Raw genomic sequence first — 16,632 nt, 5'->3', positions numbered from 1 at the left:
AATTACTCTTCCAATTTTTTCTTGTAATAGTCATATAGTGCGAACTGTGAACGTACCTTTGGCTTATCATCATCTTTATAAGCGTTGTCATGTTTATCAGAGAACACCCTAGCCTTGGTGTTATCATTCCAAGAAATTTCAAAAGTATCCAATAACTCTTGCTTTACATCTTCATCATATATTGGACAACCCACTTCCACACGATAATCCAAGTTTCTGGTCATCCAATCTGCTGATGATATGTAAACTCTAGGATTTCCATCATTCCCAAAAATGAATAACCTGGGGTGCTCTAAAAATTTATCAACTACACTAATTGCTTCAATATTTTCACTCATCCCCTCTACACCTGGGACCAAACAACATATACCCCTGATAATCAACTGCACTTTGACCCCTGCCCTACTTGCCTCATACAACTTATCTACCATTTTATAGGAAGTGAAGCTGTTCATTTTTATTTTGATGTAAGCTTCTTTGCCTACAATTGCGTTTGCAATTTCATTATCAATAAGCTTAGCAAAAACATTCTTTGTGTAATGGGGCGAAACTATAAGGTGTTTATACTTGTTTATTTTATAAGTAGTCTCAAAGAAACCAAATACTTTCTGTAGCTCCTTTAATATGGCTTCGTTTGCTGTAAATAATGTATAATCCGTGTAAATTTTTGCGGTAGACTCATTGAAATTACCTGTGCTTATGAAGCCATAACGTTTTACTTTACCTTTCTCTTCACGCTCTGCCAAACATATTTTACTATGCACTTTAAGGCCTGGAATCCCAAAAATTAATTTTATACCCTCTTCTTGTAATTGATTGGCGTATTCAATATTTGCTTGCTCGTCAAAACGGGCTTGTAGCTCAATTTGCACAGTTACCTGTTTACCATTTTTTGCTGCATTTATTAAGGCCGCAGCTACTTGTGAATTACTGGCCAAGCGATAAACTGTAATCTGTATCGATTTTACAAAAGGGTCTAAAGCTGCTTCCTTTAAAAATTTAACAACATAAGAATAGGTATGGTAAGGAGTATAAATTAGAAAATCTTTTTGGGCTATCTGTTCTAATAAGCTACCTTCTAGACTAAACCCTTTAACAGGCAGTGGTGTTATCTTATCATACAATAAATCTGTGCGTCCAAGGCTTGGAAATCCCATGTAATCCCTACGATTATGATATCTACCGCCTGGGATAACACTATCCGTTTCCTCGATATTCATTTTCTCTTTTAGAAAGCGGAGTGTATCTACTTTAATTTTTTTATCATAAACGAAACGCACCGGGTCACCAATTTTTCGATGCTCCACACTAGAAGAAATTTTTTCTATAAAACTTTTACTTAAGTCGTTATCAATATCAAGTTCTGCATCTCTCGTGATTTTTATCATATGTGCAGAAATATCTTTATACTCGAACATGGTAAAAATATTATCCAAACAAAAACGGATTAGATCATCTAGGATGATGATGTAATTTTTACCGTTCTCTTCTGGCAAAACCACAAAACGGTCAATTCCCTTGGGAATCTCAATAAGCGCATATTGCATCTCCGTTTTTCGCTTTAAAAAACCACTTTCCTCTTTTTTTAAAGCCATTTTTACTGCTAGGTAAGCCGCAGTGTCTTTTAGTCTTGGAAACTCAGCCAGATTATTTAGAATAATCACTATGAGCTCCGGGCTTACTTTCCGCGAAAAATAATCCTTAATAAATAAGGCCTGTTTTTCTGAAACTTCTGTTTCATTAATAATATGGATATTCTCCGTTGCTAGTTCCGCCTCAATTTGCTTTAAAATCTCTAAACTTTTTGTTTGTTGTTTAATGACCACTTGTGTAATCTCTTCCAACAGATCTTTTGCTATTTGACCTCCCAAAACGCTTTTACCGCTTTTTCCTGCTTCTACTATACGCTTTACAGTTGCATAACGTACCTTAAAAAATTCATCCAAATTGTTACTGAATATTCCCAAAAAACGTAATCGCTCAATCAACGGTACATTTTTATCCGCACTTTCCTGTAATACCCTATCATTAAAATGTAACCAGCTAATTTCCCTGTTTACATATTCGTTTTGAGCTTTGGCCATTCTATCTTAATTCTTTTGGAAAAATAACTTGTACTGTTTTACCTTTTGAAATAGTTTCCCAATTTTCAACTGGGAATTCAATTTCTACCAACCCTGCCGTCGGCACGTTTTCAATATACCTATCTCCAAGCGTATTTACAAGTGTGGTAAGTGCATAATTATGACCAAAAACAAGTATTGTTTGGCAATCATTGTCCACTTCTTTGATAAAGTTTAAAACACTTTCCCCAGAAAAATCATATAAGTCTTTATTAACCAATAATTTACTTCGGTCAAAATCCAAAATTTTTAAGAAAATCATGCAAGTATGCAATGCTCTATTGGCAGGACTGGAAAAAACAAAATCAATAACTTTTTTCTGAGATTCTAATTTTTGGGCAACCAAATGCGCATCATTTATGCCCCTTTCTTTTAAAGGCCTGTCTTCATCTTTAACATCATAATCCCACGAAGATTTGGCATGTCTTACAAATATGATAGTTTTCATGCTTCTTACGGTTGTAGTCTTTCTATTTTCCAATTAAGGTCATCAAGCAATGTATACCGGATCCTATCGTGCAGACGGTTTGGTCTTCCTTGCCAAAACTCTATGGATATTGGTCTAACCAAATATCCCCCCCAGTGCTCTGGTCTATTTACAGCTTTACCTTCATAATCTTCTTCCAGTTTCTTTAAACGCATTTCAAGAATGTCTCTAGATTCTACGGTCTCACTCTGTTCCGAAACCACAGCTCCCAATTGACTGCCTTTGGGGCGTGACTCAAAATAGCCATCTGAAAGATTTTTAGCTACTCTTTCCGCTTTACCCTTTACGATTACCTGTCTTTCTAAGTTTGGCCAAAAAAATGATAAGCAAATTGATGGATTCTTTTCTATCGCTCTTCCTTTCTCACTTTTATAATTGGTATAAAAAATAAAGCCTTCGTAAGTAAATTTCTTCATAAGAACCACTCTGTTCTTAGGAAAACCGTCAGTTCCAATAGTTGAAACTGTCATCGCATTGGGTTCCTCCAACCCATCAGTGGCTTCAACCTCATAAAACCATTTTTGGAATTGTTGCAATGGGTTTTCATCTATAGAAGACTCATTCAATTCACTTTTTTCGTATGATTTTCTATAATCGCTAAGGTCTTTTTGCATAGTATCACAAAGTTCCGCAAAAATGGGGAGAAGAAAAAGTTCCGAAAATCGAATTTTATTTATAATTCTCAACTTTCAATTAAAAATATGATAACTTACTCTTTAAGAGCTAGTCAGCCTTTATAATTTGTTCAAAAACCAATGTTTAAATTCTTTCGAGCAATTCGACAAACATTACTATCTGAAAAAAGATTAAGCAAATATCTTGTTTATGCCGTAGGTGAACTTTTTTTGATAGTCTTTGGGATTTTAATCGCACTCCAATTAAATAACTGGAATGAAAATGGGAAAAGTAGAGAAGTTGAAATAAAAATACTTATAGAACTTCGGAAAGCAATTTCGGATGATTTGCAACTCCTAAATTTTTCTTATGAGGGAAATAAAGGAACCCAGAAATCGTGTTCCATAATTCTTCTCCATCTAGAACAAAATCTTCCTTACCATGATTCCTTAGCATTACATTTTGAAAACGCAAATCTTTGGTGGAAGGTTGCCCCTAGGGCTCATGCTTATGAGAAAGCAAAATTGTACGGTCTTGATTTCATAAAGAATGACTCAACTCGAATTTTACTTACACAACTATATGAGGAAAGGTATGTATTCGCCGAAACTTTGGATCAGCGCCAATCTCAATTCTATTATTCTACTGTAACCCCTATTTTAATCGAACTGTTTAAATCCATAGAAGTCACTTGGCAGAAACCAACTTCAGGTAATGTGCCATTAGATTATGAAGCCTTAAAAACAAACGAAAGGTACAAGACTATTCTACGTACATCAATTGGTCAAAGGGAATATTTCAATGGATGGATAAAATTGTTGATATCTCACATAGAAGAACTGGACCAACTACTTCTTACGGAAGTAGAAAAGAGATAAATGTTTTTTTACATCCGTATTGGCCGTGACATTTAAATCTCAAAAACCTTTCCATCATCAGCCAATTCTACATTTTTAAAAATTGGTTCAGCTTCTTCTTTAAAAAGGGATATAGACTTGTACCTAGTAGAATAGTGTCCCAACAAGAGTTGCTTTACATTGGCCTTTTTTGCAATTGTAGCTGCTTCAGCTGCAGTAGAATGCTTAGTTTTAGCACATAAGTGTTGTTCCGTCTCTAAAAAAGTAGATTCATGATACAGTAAATCCACATTTTCTATTATAGGTATAATATCCTCCTTATAAGCAGTATCACTACAAAATGCATAGCTTTTAGGCTTTGGAGGGTCAAAAGTCAAGGCTTTATTAGGTATTAAATCACCGTCTTTAGAGGTCCCATCTTTACCCTTTTTAATGCTATTAAATTGACTTTTGTCTATTTTATGCTTTGCTACAACTTCCACATTCAATGCTCTAAGAGAAAGCTTTTCTTCAAATAAGAATCCGTTAGTATATATTCTATGGTTAAGGGGAATTGTGCTCACTTTAACCTTTTCATCTTCAAAAACTAGCTCAGGCTCTTTTGAATTCAATTCATGGAATAACAAGGGATAGTTTGTCCAAGAATTCCCAAGTTTTAGAAAAAGCGTTATAGCCTCTTTAATTCCTTTTGGCCCATAGATATGGAGTTCTGATTCCCTTCCCAATAAGCGAAAAGTGGAAATTAAACCAGGCAGACCAAAAAAATGATCTCCATGCAAGTGGGAAATAAATATATGTTTGATTCTGGAAAATTTTAATTTATGCTGCCGTAATTGTACTTGGGTCCCTTCTCCACAGTCTATTAAAAATATATGGTTTTTAATTTCCAAAACCTGTGAGGTAGGGTTGGTCATTGTACGTGGAGTGGCAGAATAGCAACCTAGTATGGTGAGCTTCATAATTCAAGGTCGCGCTCTATTTCCTCCATTTCAATAATATCTTTCGCTTCTTGGATTGTTGGTACTACACATATTTCATCAGGCACTTCATCAAAAGATACCTTTTCGGTAACCAATACAAATGATTTTTTGGCTTCGCGATGGGTATTGGATAGTTCCAAAAATTCTAAAACATCATTGGCATTGAGCTCACTGAAAGAAAACAGGTTAACAATAATATGATCATGCTTAATATTCTTATAAGCATTGTTTAGGTTCGTTAAAAAAGCTTTTAACGATATATCTTCTTGAAAAACTATGGTTGTTGTTCCGTCCTTGTCAAAAATCATATCATTTAATTTTTGAGGCCAGTAAGTAAATTACGGCCATTCTAATAGCAACTCCATTTTCTACTTGCTCTAAGATAATGGATTGATTTGAATCTGCAACATCACTGGTAATTTCCACACCTCTATTTATTGGTCCTGGGTGCATAATCACAATCTGATTGTTTAGGCTATCCAGCAGCGCCTTATTCACTCCAAACTGCTGAGTATACTCTCTTGTAGTGGGAAAATAACTTACATCCATCCGCTCGTTTTGTACGCGTAGCATATTCGCTACGTCGCACCACTCCAAAGCCTTTCTTAGGTTAGTTTCCACTTCCACACCCAAGGATTCTATATGCTTTGGGATTAAGGTTTTAGGACCACAAACTTTTACATTGGCCTTTTGCAACTTTAAAGCAAATATATTGGAAAGGGCTACCCTCGAATGTAAAATATCACCCACTATAACCACATTTTTTCCAGCGACATCTCCCAGTTTCTCTCGTATTGAGTAAGAGTCCAACAAAGCTTGTGTAGGGTGTTCATGTGCTCCGTCTCCCGCGTTAATTATTGATGCATTTACATGTTTAGATAGAAAAATTCCGGCACCAGGATTTGGGTGTCGCATGACGACCATATCCACTTTCATGGATAGAATATTGTTTACCGTATCAATTAAGGTCTCTCCTTTTTTTACTGATGATTGTGATGCCGAAAAATTAATGACATCTGCAGATAATCTTTTTTCTGCTAGCTCAAAAGAGAGTTTTGTACGCGTACTGTTCTCAAAGAAAATATTGGCTATTGTAATATCTCTTAAAGTGGGTACTTTTTTAATGGAGCGATTGATAACTTCCTTGAAATGGTCTGCGGTTTCAAAAATTAGGTCAATATCCTTTTTGTTAAGGTATTTTATTCCCAATAAATGATTTACGCTTAACTCGCTCATTCTTTAATTACTTATCAAATAAATAGTATCCTCACCATCATTTTCTTTCCACATCACTTTTACCTTCTCATTATTTATAGCATCAACTTGACGGCCTCTGTAATTTGGCTGTATAGGTAAATGTCTGCTAAATCTTCTATCTATCAGTGTCAATAATTCTATCCCTTCTGGTCTGCCAAAAGATTGGATTGCCGTTAAGGCCGCCCTGATACTTCTTCCTGTATAAAGAACATCGTCTATAAATACAACCTTCTTATTTTCTACCAAAAAATCAATTTTGGTTTTGTTGGCTTCATGAATTTTTTCTCCCCTTCTAAAGTCATCCCTATAAAAAGTTATGTCCAAAGAACCTAGGTCAATGTTTTTGACCTTGTAATCTTTTTTGAGGATTTCTGTAAGTCTTTGTGCAAGAAAAACACCTCTAGGCTGTATACCTATTAAGACCGTATTCGAAAAATCTAGATGGTTTTCTAATAACTGACAAGCCAAACGATGAAGTATAATATGAATTTCTTTGGCGGAAAGCAGTACTTTTTGACTCATGGACTTAACTACCGAATCGTTTAGCATACAAAAGTACACATTTCTTAACAAGAAGAATAGTAAGAAACAAAAAGCCCTTGATAAATTACCAAGGGCTTTAAAAATCTATTTAAAAAAAGACTATTTTTTGGAGTCTGCCTCCATTTTGTCTTTTAAAGCTTGTAATGCTGAATTTGCATCCCCTAAAGTAGGAGCAGCTTCATCTGCAGACTTAGCCATTTTCTTTTTGGCTGCCTTTACATTACGTTCCTCTTGCTCTCTAAATAAAGCAGTGTGACTAGCAACAACACGTTTGAAGTCTTTATTGAACTCTATTATCTTAAATTCAACTTCTTCACCTTTAGTTATTTTTTTACCGTCTTCTTTTTCCATGTGTCTTGATGGAATAAAACCAGTAATATCCTCATTAAATACAACTGTTGCCCCTTTGTCAACAATATCAGAAACAGCTGCTTTGTGAATTGTTCCTTCAGCAAATTCTTTAGAATATTTATCCCAAGGGTTCTCTGTAGTCTGCTTGTGACCTAAGCTAAGTTTTCTTCCCTCAACATCAAGTTCCAATACTTCAACTTCTAGAGTATCGCTAACATTTACAAATTCTGATGGGTGCTTGATTTTCTTAGTCCAAGAAAGGTCAGAGATATAAATCAGACCATCGATACCCTCTTCCATCTCTACAAACACTCCAAAATTGGTAAAGTTTCTAACAATACCTTTATGTCTGGAGCCTACAGGATATTTAGTAGTAATATCTGTCCATGGGTCTGGAGTCATTTGCTTAATACCAAGAGACATTTTTCTATCTTCCCTGTCAAGCGTCAATACTACTGCCTCTACCTCATCACCAACCTTCACAAAATCTTGTGCAGACCTTAAGTGCGTTGACCATGACATTTCAGAAACGTGAATAAGACCTTCAACACCTTCAGCAACTTCAATAAATGCACCGTAATCTGCGATTACAACTACCTTACCTTTTACTTTGTCACCAACCTTGATTTCATCGCCTAAAGCATCCCAAGGATGTTTCTCTAATTGCTTAAGACCTAACTGAATTCTAGACTTATTATCATCAAAGTCAAGGATTACCACGTTAAGTTTCTGGTCTAGTTCAACAACCTCGTTCGGGTGGTTGATTCTACTCCAAGAAAGGTCAGTAATGTGAATTAATCCGTCAACACCACCAAGATCGATAAAGACACCATAAGAAGTTACGTTCTTAACAATACCTTCCAATACTTGACCTTTTTCAAGCTGACCGATAATTTCTTTCTTCTGTTCTTCAATATCCGCTTCAATCAATGCTTTGTGCGATACAACAACGTTCTTAAATTCATGATTAATTTTAACCACTTTAAATTCCATTGTCTTACCAACATACTGATCGTAATCACGGATTGGTTTCACATCAATCTGAGAACCTGGTAAGAAAGCTTCGATGCCAAATACATCGACAATCATACCACCTTTTGTTCTACATTTTACGAAACCGGTAACTATTTCTTCTTTATCATGAGCCGCATTTACACGATCCCATGCCATTATAGTTCTAGCTTTTCTGTGCGAAAGAACCAATTGACCTGTTTTATCCTCACGAATGTCAATCAATACCTCGACAGTATCGCCAACCTTTAAATCTGGATTATAACGAAACTCGTTTAATGAGATTACTCCTTCAGACTTTGCATTAATGTCAATGATTGCCTCACGGTCTGTCATGTGAACAACTTTCCCTTCAACAACCTCTGCATCGGCAGTGTCAACAAAATTTTCTGCTACGAGTTTTTCAAATTCTTCTAATTTGGAATCTTCTACGCGCTCAATACCCTCTTCGTACTTATCCCAATCAAAGTTGTTCAAAAATTCTTGTGGGTCTTGTTTTGGAGTTTCTTCTTTTGGTGCTACCTCTTGCAGTGTCTCGGTAGCTGTTTCTGTTGCTTCAACAGCCTTAGCTGCTTTTGCTTTTTTTTCTTCAGCCATTTGCTGATTAAAATTTGTATTCCATAGTACTTGCAAGAGTTAACGATGACTATGAAAGTTGTTATAGTTATGTGTTTCCCTTTTCCTCTTGATTATTCGCTAAAAAGGAGCGCAAAAATACAATTAATTTGTTGTTCTACAAAGCATTAAACCAAAGACCCCATAATTTATTCAGGTTTTATAAAAATTTAAGCCCAAATGTGACTTTTATGAGTATCTTGTTTCCTAATAATAACCATTAAATTAATACAGGACATTATGAGTGTTAAAGCAAAATATCAAGGTGTATTGGATTTAGGTCAGCAACTTGGAATAAAAAATGGAGACGTATCTGAAGAAGGTGGCGTTCTTAAAATTAAAGGTGAAGCAAATACACCTTATGAAAAAGACTTACTTTGGGATAAAATAAAGCAATTAGGAGGCGAAGGTGCTTCTGATGTTAAAGCAAATATTACGGTAAGTGATGATTCTGTTTATCACAGACACACTGTTGCTAGTGGAGAATCTTTAAGCAAAATTGCTAAGCATTACTATGGTGATGCAATGAAATACAATAAGATTTTTGAAGCAAATACTAATATTTTGAAAAATCCAGATGTGATTCATCCAGATCAGGTTTTGGTGATTCCTAATATCTAATTGAAACTATGAATTAAAGAAAAAGGCGCTCGATGAGTGCCTTTTTTATTGCCGTTTAGTTTATAACGGTCTCGGCTATGAGTAGTTGCGTGGGTTAGCACTTAACTTTGCAAGTAAGCACCAAACTGAAAATCTGCGAGGATTTTCAGAAGTAGGAGATAACAAGCAATTACTTATAGCCTTTGTTAGCAAAAGTATTTATTTAGAATGGAAGGTCATCTTCATCGTCTAAATCTTCTACAGACATTTCTATGAATTTCTTATCCCAGTCTTCTTTTCTGTATACTTTTAATTTATTTTCTTCATTAAATATTTCGGCACTTACTCTTAAAGAGTAGTATTTATTTCTTCTTGTCAGATTCCAATAATTTGTGCTTTCATCAATAATTGGATCTCCATCTTCATCAACTCCTACTCGTACAATATCTGGTTTAAATCCTTTAGCCTTTAAGAGTTCATCTAATTCTTTATAGTTAGTAAAATAAACTCTATGATTTATTCCTAAAGTTTGTTGAATTTCTTCCAGTGCAGGATGATTACTCATTAATATTTCATTAATAGCGTTATCCTTTTCTGTTCTTTCTTGAGTTAGGAATTTCACAAGTTGATTCAAAGTATTTGATGTAGATTCTAATCCTTGGATTAAGTTTACTTCTTTAATTCGTGTTTGTTCTTGAAGGAATCTTTGAAAAAGTCCAGCCCATTGCTCTTTAAGAAAGTTGGTGATTTCTCTTGAAGTTTCAAATCCGTGAATAGTATTATTATTGGGTAGACTTTCAACAAATTCAATGAATTCGTGAATTTTAACGTTATCAGCAAATTTGTATTTTACATCCTTAGTTTTTTTATTATCAAGATAAAATTGATACTCTTGATAAACATTTTTATCAATGAAAATATATACCTGTTTGTTTAATTCAATCGCAGTATTTAGTTCCATCTGAGAAACTGATTTTTCACCGTGTTGAGAAGAAGAGCCAAAGCGTCCACCAATTACAGAAACTAGTATGTCAATTCCACCAATTTCCTTGTAGCAATACTCTTCGAGTCGCTCATCTTTTCCGTAAGGAATATTTCCTAATTCATTTAAGACAGGTTCGTAGCCTTGCTCTCTTATAAACCTTTCCAAATCAGCTCTAATCTGTTTTAGGTCATAATATGTTGAACTTAAAAATACTCTAGGTTTTGCCATAAAGTTTGGTTTATATTTTTGCTAACTTGTTGTATGTGCACTAAAATACCGCTCAAACGTTTATTACATCCGGATAAAGATACTTTTGGCAACTCATATCAGGATTCAGAATGTAGTTAAAGTGCACTTATAATGAGCACCTAAGCATACCAATAAAACCTTATGAATTAATCACACGAAGTGTATAATTATGCACACGTTCAAATTGTTCTTCTAGCCCAATATCACTATTGTCAAACTCAATAGCGTCTTCTGCTTTTCTAAGCGGTGAAATCTCCCGAGTAGAATCTATATGGTCGCGTTCCTGTACATTTTTGAGCACCTCGTCATAAACTACTTCTTCTCCCCTATCCAACAATTCTTTATAGCGCCTATGGGCTCTTGTTTCTGGTGATGCGGTCATAAATATTTTTAATTCAGCTTCTGGAAAAACTACGGTTCCAATATCGCGGCCGTCCATTACAATTCCCTTATCTTTTCCCATCTGTTGTTGAAGCGCAACCAATTTTTCTCGTACTTCCTTAATTACAGCTACTTGGCTTACATTTTCAGAAACTTCCATCTTACGGATTTCAGTTTCAACATTTTCTCCGTTCAAAAACATCTCTGATTTACCCAAACTAGGATTTGGAACAAACTTTAACTGTATTTCTGAAAGCGCATTTACCAAGTCATTGATCTTAACCTCCCCATTAGCAATTAAACCTTTTTCCAAAGCAAAAAAAGTAACTGCTCTGTACATTGCACCAGTATCTATGAAAACATAGCCTAGGGCATTCGCCAAACGTTTGGAGATAGTACTTTTACCCGTAGAAGAATAACCGTCTATTGCAATGGTAATTTTTCTCAAAAAAATTAATATTTAAAACCGTTCTTTAAAGTTAGACCTTTATAATTCAATAAAAACTCTTCATCAACTATTTTTGATTTTTCAACTGAAAGTAAATCATGATAACCTTTTCCACAGTCATCTAAGCATAAAAGAGATTGAAATTCTTTGCTATTTAAAATTTTTCTGTCAAACAAGTTTGAAACAAATGCTGACCACGTATTAACAATATTTTTTTCTTCCATTTTTGTTTTCTGAAGTTATTACAATTTCTTCGCATTCTTAACTTTCTGTTTGGTAACAGCAAGTTCGATTACCTCGCTCATATCACTAACATAATGGAAAGTCAAGCCTTTTAAGTAGTCTTCTTTTATTTCCAAAATATCTTTTCTATTTTCTTCACAAAGAATAATTTCTTTAATACGAGCTCTTTTAGCAGCTAATATTTTTTCCTTTATCCCACCAACTGGAAGCACTCTACCTCGTAACGTAATCTCACCGGTCATTGCCAAGCTCTTCTTCACTTTTCGTTGTGTAAACAAGGAAACCAAAGAAGTAAGCATAGTAATACCGGCACTAGGTCCATCTTTTGGCGTTGCTCCTTCTGGAACGTGAATATGTACATTATAGTTGCTAAAAACTTCCGGGTTTATTCCAAAAGTATCCGCATTGGACTTAATATATTCCAAAGCAATCGTTGCAGATTCCCTCATCACCTTTCCTAGATTCCCAGTAATATTTAAAGTTCCTTTCCCTTTAGATAGAATAGACTCAATAAAAAGGATATCACCACCAACACTAGTCCAAGCTAATCCGGTGACTACACCTGCAACCTCATTGTTTTCATATTTATCGCGCTCCAAGCGAGCAGGGCCTAAAACTTTTTCAATAGTTTCATTGGCTACTTTAACATCGTATTCTTCTTCAGTAGCAATGTTCTTAGCAGCATAACGTACCATCTTAGCCAATTGCTTTTCTAAGGAACGCACTCCAGATTCTCTGGTATAGCCTTCAACAATCTTCTCCATTTGTGGTTTTCCAATCTTTAAATGCTTCGCATTAAGACCATGCTCCTTAAGCTGTTTTGGTAATAAGTGCTTTTTAGCGATCTCTACCTTTTCCTCTATGGTGTAACCAGTAACATTAATAATTTCCATACGATCACGTAATGCTGGCTGAATGGAACCTAAATTATTTGCAGTAGCAATAAACATAACTTTAGAAAGGTCATAACCCATTTCCAAGAAATTATCATAAAACTCACTATTCTGTTCTGGGTCCAAAACCTCTAGCATAGCAGATGAGGGATCTCCTTGATGACTATTGGACAACTTGTCTATTTCATCCAAAATAAATACTGGATTAGAAGTACCTGCTTTTTTAAGGCTTTGGACAATTCTCCCGGGCATTGCGCCTATGTATGTTTTACGGTGACCACGTATTTCAGCCTCATCTCGTAATCCGCCTAAAGACATGCGCACGTATTCTCTACCAAGTGCCTCTGCTACTGATTTTCCCAAAGAAGTTTTACCTACTCCCGGAGGTCCATACAAACAAAGAATAGGAGATTTCATATCATTACGAAGCTTTAAGACTGCCAAATACTCTATTATTCTGCGTTTTACGTCCTCAAGACCATAATGGTCACGGTCAAGAATTTTTTCAGCTCTTTTTAAATCGAACTTATCTTTTGAAAACTCGTTCCAAGGTAAATCCAAGAATAGGTCTAAATAGTTTCTTTGAATGGAATATTCTGCAACCTGAGGATTCATGCGTTGCATTTTAGCCAATTCTTTTTCAAAATGCTCCTTCACTTTTTTATCCCATTTCTTTTTCTTGGCTTTCACCTTCATTTCATCAACTTCTTCTTCATAAGAAACACCGCCCAATTCTTCTTGGATGGTCTTCATTTGTTGATGCAAAAAGTATTCACGTTGCTGTTGGTCCATATCGCTACGAACCTTGGATTGTATATCGTTCTTCAATTCCAATTTTTGGAACTCAAGATTCATATACTTTAAAGTGGCTAAAGCACGCTCTTGTAAGTCAGGGATTTCAAGTAAATGTTGTTTTTCTGCAACACCCAGATTTAAATTGGACGATACAAAATTGATTAAGAAAGAGTTACTCTGAATATTCTTAATTGCAAAAGTTGCCTCGCTAGGAATATTTGGATTGTCTTTTATTATTTTAAATGCCAAATCTTTAATGGACTCAATAATCGCCAAGAATTCCTCATCTTTTTGGTCTGGTCTTGTCTCCCCAGCTTCACGGATTGTTGCTGTCATGTAAGGGTCTTCCGTAAGCACCTCAGCAATTTCAAAACGTTTCTTACCCTGTATAATTACAGTAGTATTACCATCTGGCATCTGTAGTACTCTTAGAATACGAGCCACAGTACCCAGCGTATTTATATCCTTTACCTCCGGGTCTTCCGTTTCGGCATCTTTTTGAGAAACTACCCCAATGGTTTTATTTCCAGCATTGGCATCTTTTATTAAGCTAATAGATTTATCCCTGCCTGCAGTAATAGGAATAACCACTCCTGGAAACAATACGGTATTCCTTAAAGGCAAAACTGGTAAAGTTTCTGGTAAGGTCTCCTTATTCATTTCCTCTTCATCTTCTGGCGTCAATAATGGAATCAATTCAGATTCCTCATCTATTCCCTGCATGGACATATTGTCAAAATTTGTGAATTTTACTTCTCCCATAACATCAATATCGGTCATTCTGTCATTTTACTAATAGTGTTTTTTACCACTACTTGTAACTCCCTATGTGCTTAGTGCCTATTTTTAAAGGGAATCTAACAACAAATTGATTTTATTTTTCTCTCTAAGTACAATTGTTATGCCACTGAAAATGAAAAAAAATAAAAGAAAGTGTAACAAACACTAAATTGCCACATCTATAAGACAAACCATTCACTTTTTGAGCCACAAAAATGAACATACTGACGCATTGTTGCAATTGTGTTTAGAAGGGAAACAAAGTGCCCAACTAGAAATTTACAACCGGTATTATAAAGCAATGTACAATACAGCTTTACGAATTGTAAAACACACAGCCGAAGCAGAAGATGTTATGCAAGAGTCATTTTTAAACGCGTTTATGAAGCTGCATACATTTAAAGGGGAAGTAACCTTTGGGGCTTGGTTGAAAAGAATTGTGATCAACAACAGTATCTATCATTACAGAAAACAACAGAAGAATCAAACTTCTGATTTAAATGAAGTATTGTACAAGGTCGAAGATAATGATGGAGTTGCTTTAGATCACAATGGTTATACTGAACTGAAGGCTCAAAAAGTGATGGAAACCATGAAAAGTTTAAAAGACAATTACAGAGTTTCTTTGACCTTACATTTAATTGAAGGGTACGATTATGAAGAAATAAGTAAAATAATGAATATCAGCTATGCAAATTGTAGAACAACAATTTCTAGAGCTAAAGAAAATTTAAGAAAGCGGTTAACAGTAAATGCTTAACTATGAAAGAGAAAGATAACATAAAAGAATTGTTTGAGAGGTTGCTAAATGATTTTGACTTTGAGAGCCCAGAGACAAACCATGAACAGCGTTTTTTAGAAAAATTAAATCAATCAAAAGGAGTTGTCAGTTTACAAAGGAAAAAGAGAAACTGGTTAAAACCTTTATCCATAGCGGCATCAGTAGTGCTATTATGTGTTCTTGGTCTACAATTTTTTAACAGCCAACCAACTATAAAAGAACAAGTGGTTGAAATTTCTCCTGAAGTCTCCAAAACTGAATTCTATTTTGCGAGTTTGATCGAGGAACAAATACAAGAGTTGAAAAACGAAAAATCCCCAGAGACGGCTAGGCTAGTTGACGACACGCTATTGCAATTAAACAAACTTGAGGGTGATTACATGAAACTTGAACAAGACCTCATCAAAGGAGGAAACAGTAAAATAATATTGAATGCAATGATAATCAACTTTCAAACTAGAATTGATTTGCTAAAAGAAGTATTAAACAATATCGAAGACATTAAAAATTTAAAATCTAATAATGATGCGAACTTTACTATCTAAATATCTAATATTAACCCTTTTATTGGTACCATTTGCCATAAACGCGAGTGAAGGCGGTGGTGGTCCAAAAGGGAAATACACCAAGGAAAAAACCATTAAAAAAGAGTTTAATGTGAACTCAGATGCGCTTTTTAAAGTGAAGAACAGCTATGGCAACCTTAATATTACTTCTTGGGACCAAGACAAGGTTATGATAGAGGTGCATATAAAGACCAATGGCAATAACGAAGAAAAAGTTCAAAATCGATTAAATGAAATCGATGTGGATTTTGAAAATAGTAGTAATCTTGTTTCAGCAGTTACAAGGTTTGGTGACAAAGACCGTAATTGGGGCTGGAACTGGGGAAAAAAGAATAATGTAAACGTACAGGTCAATTACACTATTAAACTGCCTGTAAAGAACAGCATTAATCTAAATAACGACTACGGAAATATTTATGTTAATAGAGTAGATGGTCACGCCAAAATTAACTGTGATTACGGTAAAATGGAAATTGGCGAATTACGAGGTAGAAATAATGAATTGCGTTTTGATTATACTTCCCGTTCGACCTTTGAATATATTAATAGTGGAGAAATTATTGCCGATTACTCAGGGTTTACCGTTGAAAAAGCTGGTAATCTAACCGTAAAAGCAGATTATACTAATGCTGTCATTGGAGAAATGGGGAATCTCGATTATTCATCGGACTATGGATCCATGGAGGTAGGAAATGTAAAAAATGTTCAAGGTAATGGTGATTACATTGGAATAAAATTAGGAGAAGTACATGGTAATGTTGATGTCATTTCGGATTATGGATCTGTAAAAATTGGTAAAATGGCTTCAGATGCTGGTAACATTAACATAAAGTCTGACTATACCGGAATAAAAATAGGCTACGATTCTGGATATTATTTTGATTTTGAGATTTCTACTGAATATGCAGGTGTAAGTGGTAAAGACGACTTTACCATAAATGTTAGTAAAGAAAAATCTTCTGATAAGTATTACAAAGGATATTATGGAAAAGAAAACTCAGGTAATTCGGTTAATATAACCAGTGATTATGGAGGAATATCATTTTATAAAAATTAATAATCAATTAAAAAC

17 protein-coding genes are annotated in these 16,632 nt (G+C 34.9%); 5 read left to right on the top strand and 12 right to left on the bottom strand.

The window, feature by feature from the left end:
- Nucleotides 1–2: 2 nt before the first annotated feature.
- The 3 genes from ppk1 to pdxH are packed head-to-tail and all read right to left on the bottom strand — an operon-like array spanning nucleotide 3 to nucleotide 3,224.
- The gene (gene ppk1 / locus AACP56_RS15855) at nucleotides 3–2,084 is read right to left on the bottom strand and encodes a polyphosphate kinase 1 (protein WP_339335353.1); all 2,082 of its coding nucleotides are present in this window, start codon (nucleotides 2,082–2,084) and stop codon (nucleotides 3–5) included.
- Between the two features lies 1 nt (nucleotide 2,085).
- Entirely contained in the window at nucleotides 2,086–2,571 is a 486-nt protein-coding gene (locus AACP56_RS15850; protein ID WP_339335355.1) for a SixA phosphatase family protein, read from the bottom strand.
- Nucleotides 2,572–2,576: 5 nt separating this feature from the next.
- Nucleotides 2,577–3,224, bottom strand: a complete 648-nt coding sequence (gene pdxH, locus AACP56_RS15845; protein ID WP_339335357.1) for a pyridoxamine 5'-phosphate oxidase — start codon at nucleotides 3,222–3,224, stop codon at nucleotides 2,577–2,579.
- 141 nt (nucleotides 3,225–3,365) lie between these two features.
- On the opposite strand from pdxH, the gene AACP56_RS15840 reads away from it, so the two are divergent.
- The gene (locus AACP56_RS15840) at nucleotides 3,366–4,103 is read left to right on the top strand and encodes a hypothetical protein (RefSeq protein WP_339335359.1); all 738 of its coding nucleotides are present in this window, start codon (nucleotides 3,366–3,368) and stop codon (nucleotides 4,101–4,103) included.
- Nucleotides 4,104–4,135: 32 nt separating this feature from the next.
- Here AACP56_RS15840 and AACP56_RS15835 read toward each other — a convergent pair whose 3' ends face one another.
- The 5 genes from AACP56_RS15835 to rpsA all read right to left on the bottom strand — a co-directional run bounded on the left by AACP56_RS15835 (nucleotide 4,136) and on the right by rpsA (nucleotide 8,821).
- A complete protein-coding gene (locus AACP56_RS15835) occupies nucleotides 4,136–5,041 on the bottom strand; it encodes a ribonuclease Z (protein WP_339335361.1) in 906 nt (301 codons plus the stop codon).
- Nucleotides 5,038–5,370, bottom strand: a complete 333-nt coding sequence (locus tag AACP56_RS15830; RefSeq protein WP_339335363.1) for a ribonuclease Z — start codon at nucleotides 5,368–5,370, stop codon at nucleotides 5,038–5,040. The genes AACP56_RS15835 and AACP56_RS15830 overlap by 4 nt, the downstream gene beginning before the upstream one ends.
- Nucleotide 5,371: 1 nt before the next feature.
- The gene (locus AACP56_RS15825) at nucleotides 5,372–6,298 is read right to left on the bottom strand and encodes an aspartate carbamoyltransferase catalytic subunit (protein WP_339335365.1); all 927 of its coding nucleotides are present in this window, start codon (nucleotides 6,296–6,298) and stop codon (nucleotides 5,372–5,374) included.
- Nucleotides 6,299–6,301: 3 nt separating this feature from the next.
- Nucleotides 6,302–6,841: a bifunctional pyr operon transcriptional regulator/uracil phosphoribosyltransferase PyrR gene (gene pyrR / locus AACP56_RS15820; RefSeq protein WP_339335367.1), complete on the bottom strand. Its 540-nt coding sequence runs from the start codon at nucleotides 6,839–6,841 to the stop codon at nucleotides 6,302–6,304.
- A 120-nt stretch (nucleotides 6,842–6,961) separates the two neighbouring features.
- On the bottom strand, nucleotides 6,962–8,821 hold the full coding sequence (rpsA, locus tag AACP56_RS15815; RefSeq protein ID WP_339335369.1) for a 30S ribosomal protein S1: 1,860 nt from the start codon (nucleotides 8,819–8,821) through the stop codon (nucleotides 6,962–6,964).
- A gap of 258 nt (nucleotides 8,822–9,079) precedes the next feature.
- Here rpsA and AACP56_RS15810 point away from each other — a divergent pair, with 258 nt between their 5' ends.
- Nucleotides 9,080–9,460: a LysM peptidoglycan-binding domain-containing protein gene (locus AACP56_RS15810; protein ID WP_339335371.1), complete on the top strand. Its 381-nt coding sequence runs from the start codon at nucleotides 9,080–9,082 to the stop codon at nucleotides 9,458–9,460.
- A gap of 202 nt (nucleotides 9,461–9,662) precedes the next feature.
- Here AACP56_RS15810 and AACP56_RS15805 read toward each other — a convergent pair whose 3' ends face one another.
- The 4 genes from AACP56_RS15805 to lon all read right to left on the bottom strand — a co-directional run bounded on the left by AACP56_RS15805 (nucleotide 9,663) and on the right by lon (nucleotide 14,195).
- Nucleotides 9,663–10,652: a DUF4062 domain-containing protein gene (locus tag AACP56_RS15805; RefSeq protein WP_339335373.1), complete on the bottom strand. Its 990-nt coding sequence runs from the start codon at nucleotides 10,650–10,652 to the stop codon at nucleotides 9,663–9,665.
- Between the two features lie 160 nt (nucleotides 10,653–10,812).
- Nucleotides 10,813–11,502, bottom strand: coding sequence for a (d)CMP kinase (gene cmk / locus AACP56_RS15800; protein ID WP_339335375.1), 690 nt, complete (start codon nucleotides 11,500–11,502; stop codon nucleotides 10,813–10,815).
- Nucleotides 11,503–11,507: 5 nt separating this feature from the next.
- Nucleotides 11,508–11,726, bottom strand: coding sequence for a hypothetical protein (locus AACP56_RS15795; RefSeq protein WP_339335377.1), 219 nt, complete (start codon nucleotides 11,724–11,726; stop codon nucleotides 11,508–11,510).
- An 18-nt stretch (nucleotides 11,727–11,744) separates the two neighbouring features.
- Complete coding sequence (gene lon, locus AACP56_RS15790; RefSeq protein ID WP_339335494.1) at nucleotides 11,745–14,195, bottom strand: endopeptidase La; 2,451 nt, start codon at nucleotides 14,193–14,195, stop codon at nucleotides 11,745–11,747.
- A gap of 220 nt (nucleotides 14,196–14,415) precedes the next feature.
- On the opposite strand from lon, the gene AACP56_RS15785 reads away from it, so the two are divergent.
- The 3 genes from AACP56_RS15785 to AACP56_RS15775 are packed head-to-tail and all read left to right on the top strand — an operon-like array spanning nucleotide 14,416 to nucleotide 16,617.
- On the top strand, nucleotides 14,416–14,973 hold the full coding sequence (locus AACP56_RS15785) for an RNA polymerase sigma factor (protein WP_339335379.1): 558 nt from the start codon (nucleotides 14,416–14,418) through the stop codon (nucleotides 14,971–14,973).
- 2 nt (nucleotides 14,974–14,975) lie between these two features.
- A complete protein-coding gene (locus AACP56_RS15780) occupies nucleotides 14,976–15,539 on the top strand; it encodes a hypothetical protein (RefSeq protein ID WP_339335381.1) in 564 nt (187 codons plus the stop codon).
- Complete coding sequence (locus AACP56_RS15775) at nucleotides 15,520–16,617, top strand: hypothetical protein (RefSeq protein ID WP_339335383.1); 1,098 nt, start codon at nucleotides 15,520–15,522, stop codon at nucleotides 16,615–16,617. The genes AACP56_RS15780 and AACP56_RS15775 overlap by 20 nt, the downstream gene beginning before the upstream one ends.
- Nucleotides 16,618–16,632 lie beyond the last annotated feature (15 nt).

This window comes from Croceitalea sp. MTPC6, from assembly GCF_036985525.1.
In the GTDB taxonomy this organism is placed as follows: Bacteria; Bacteroidota; Bacteroidia; order Flavobacteriales; family Flavobacteriaceae; genus Croceitalea.
The sequence above is the reverse complement of the archived record's forward strand: the minus strand, read 5'-3'. Positions and strand labels throughout refer to the sequence as shown.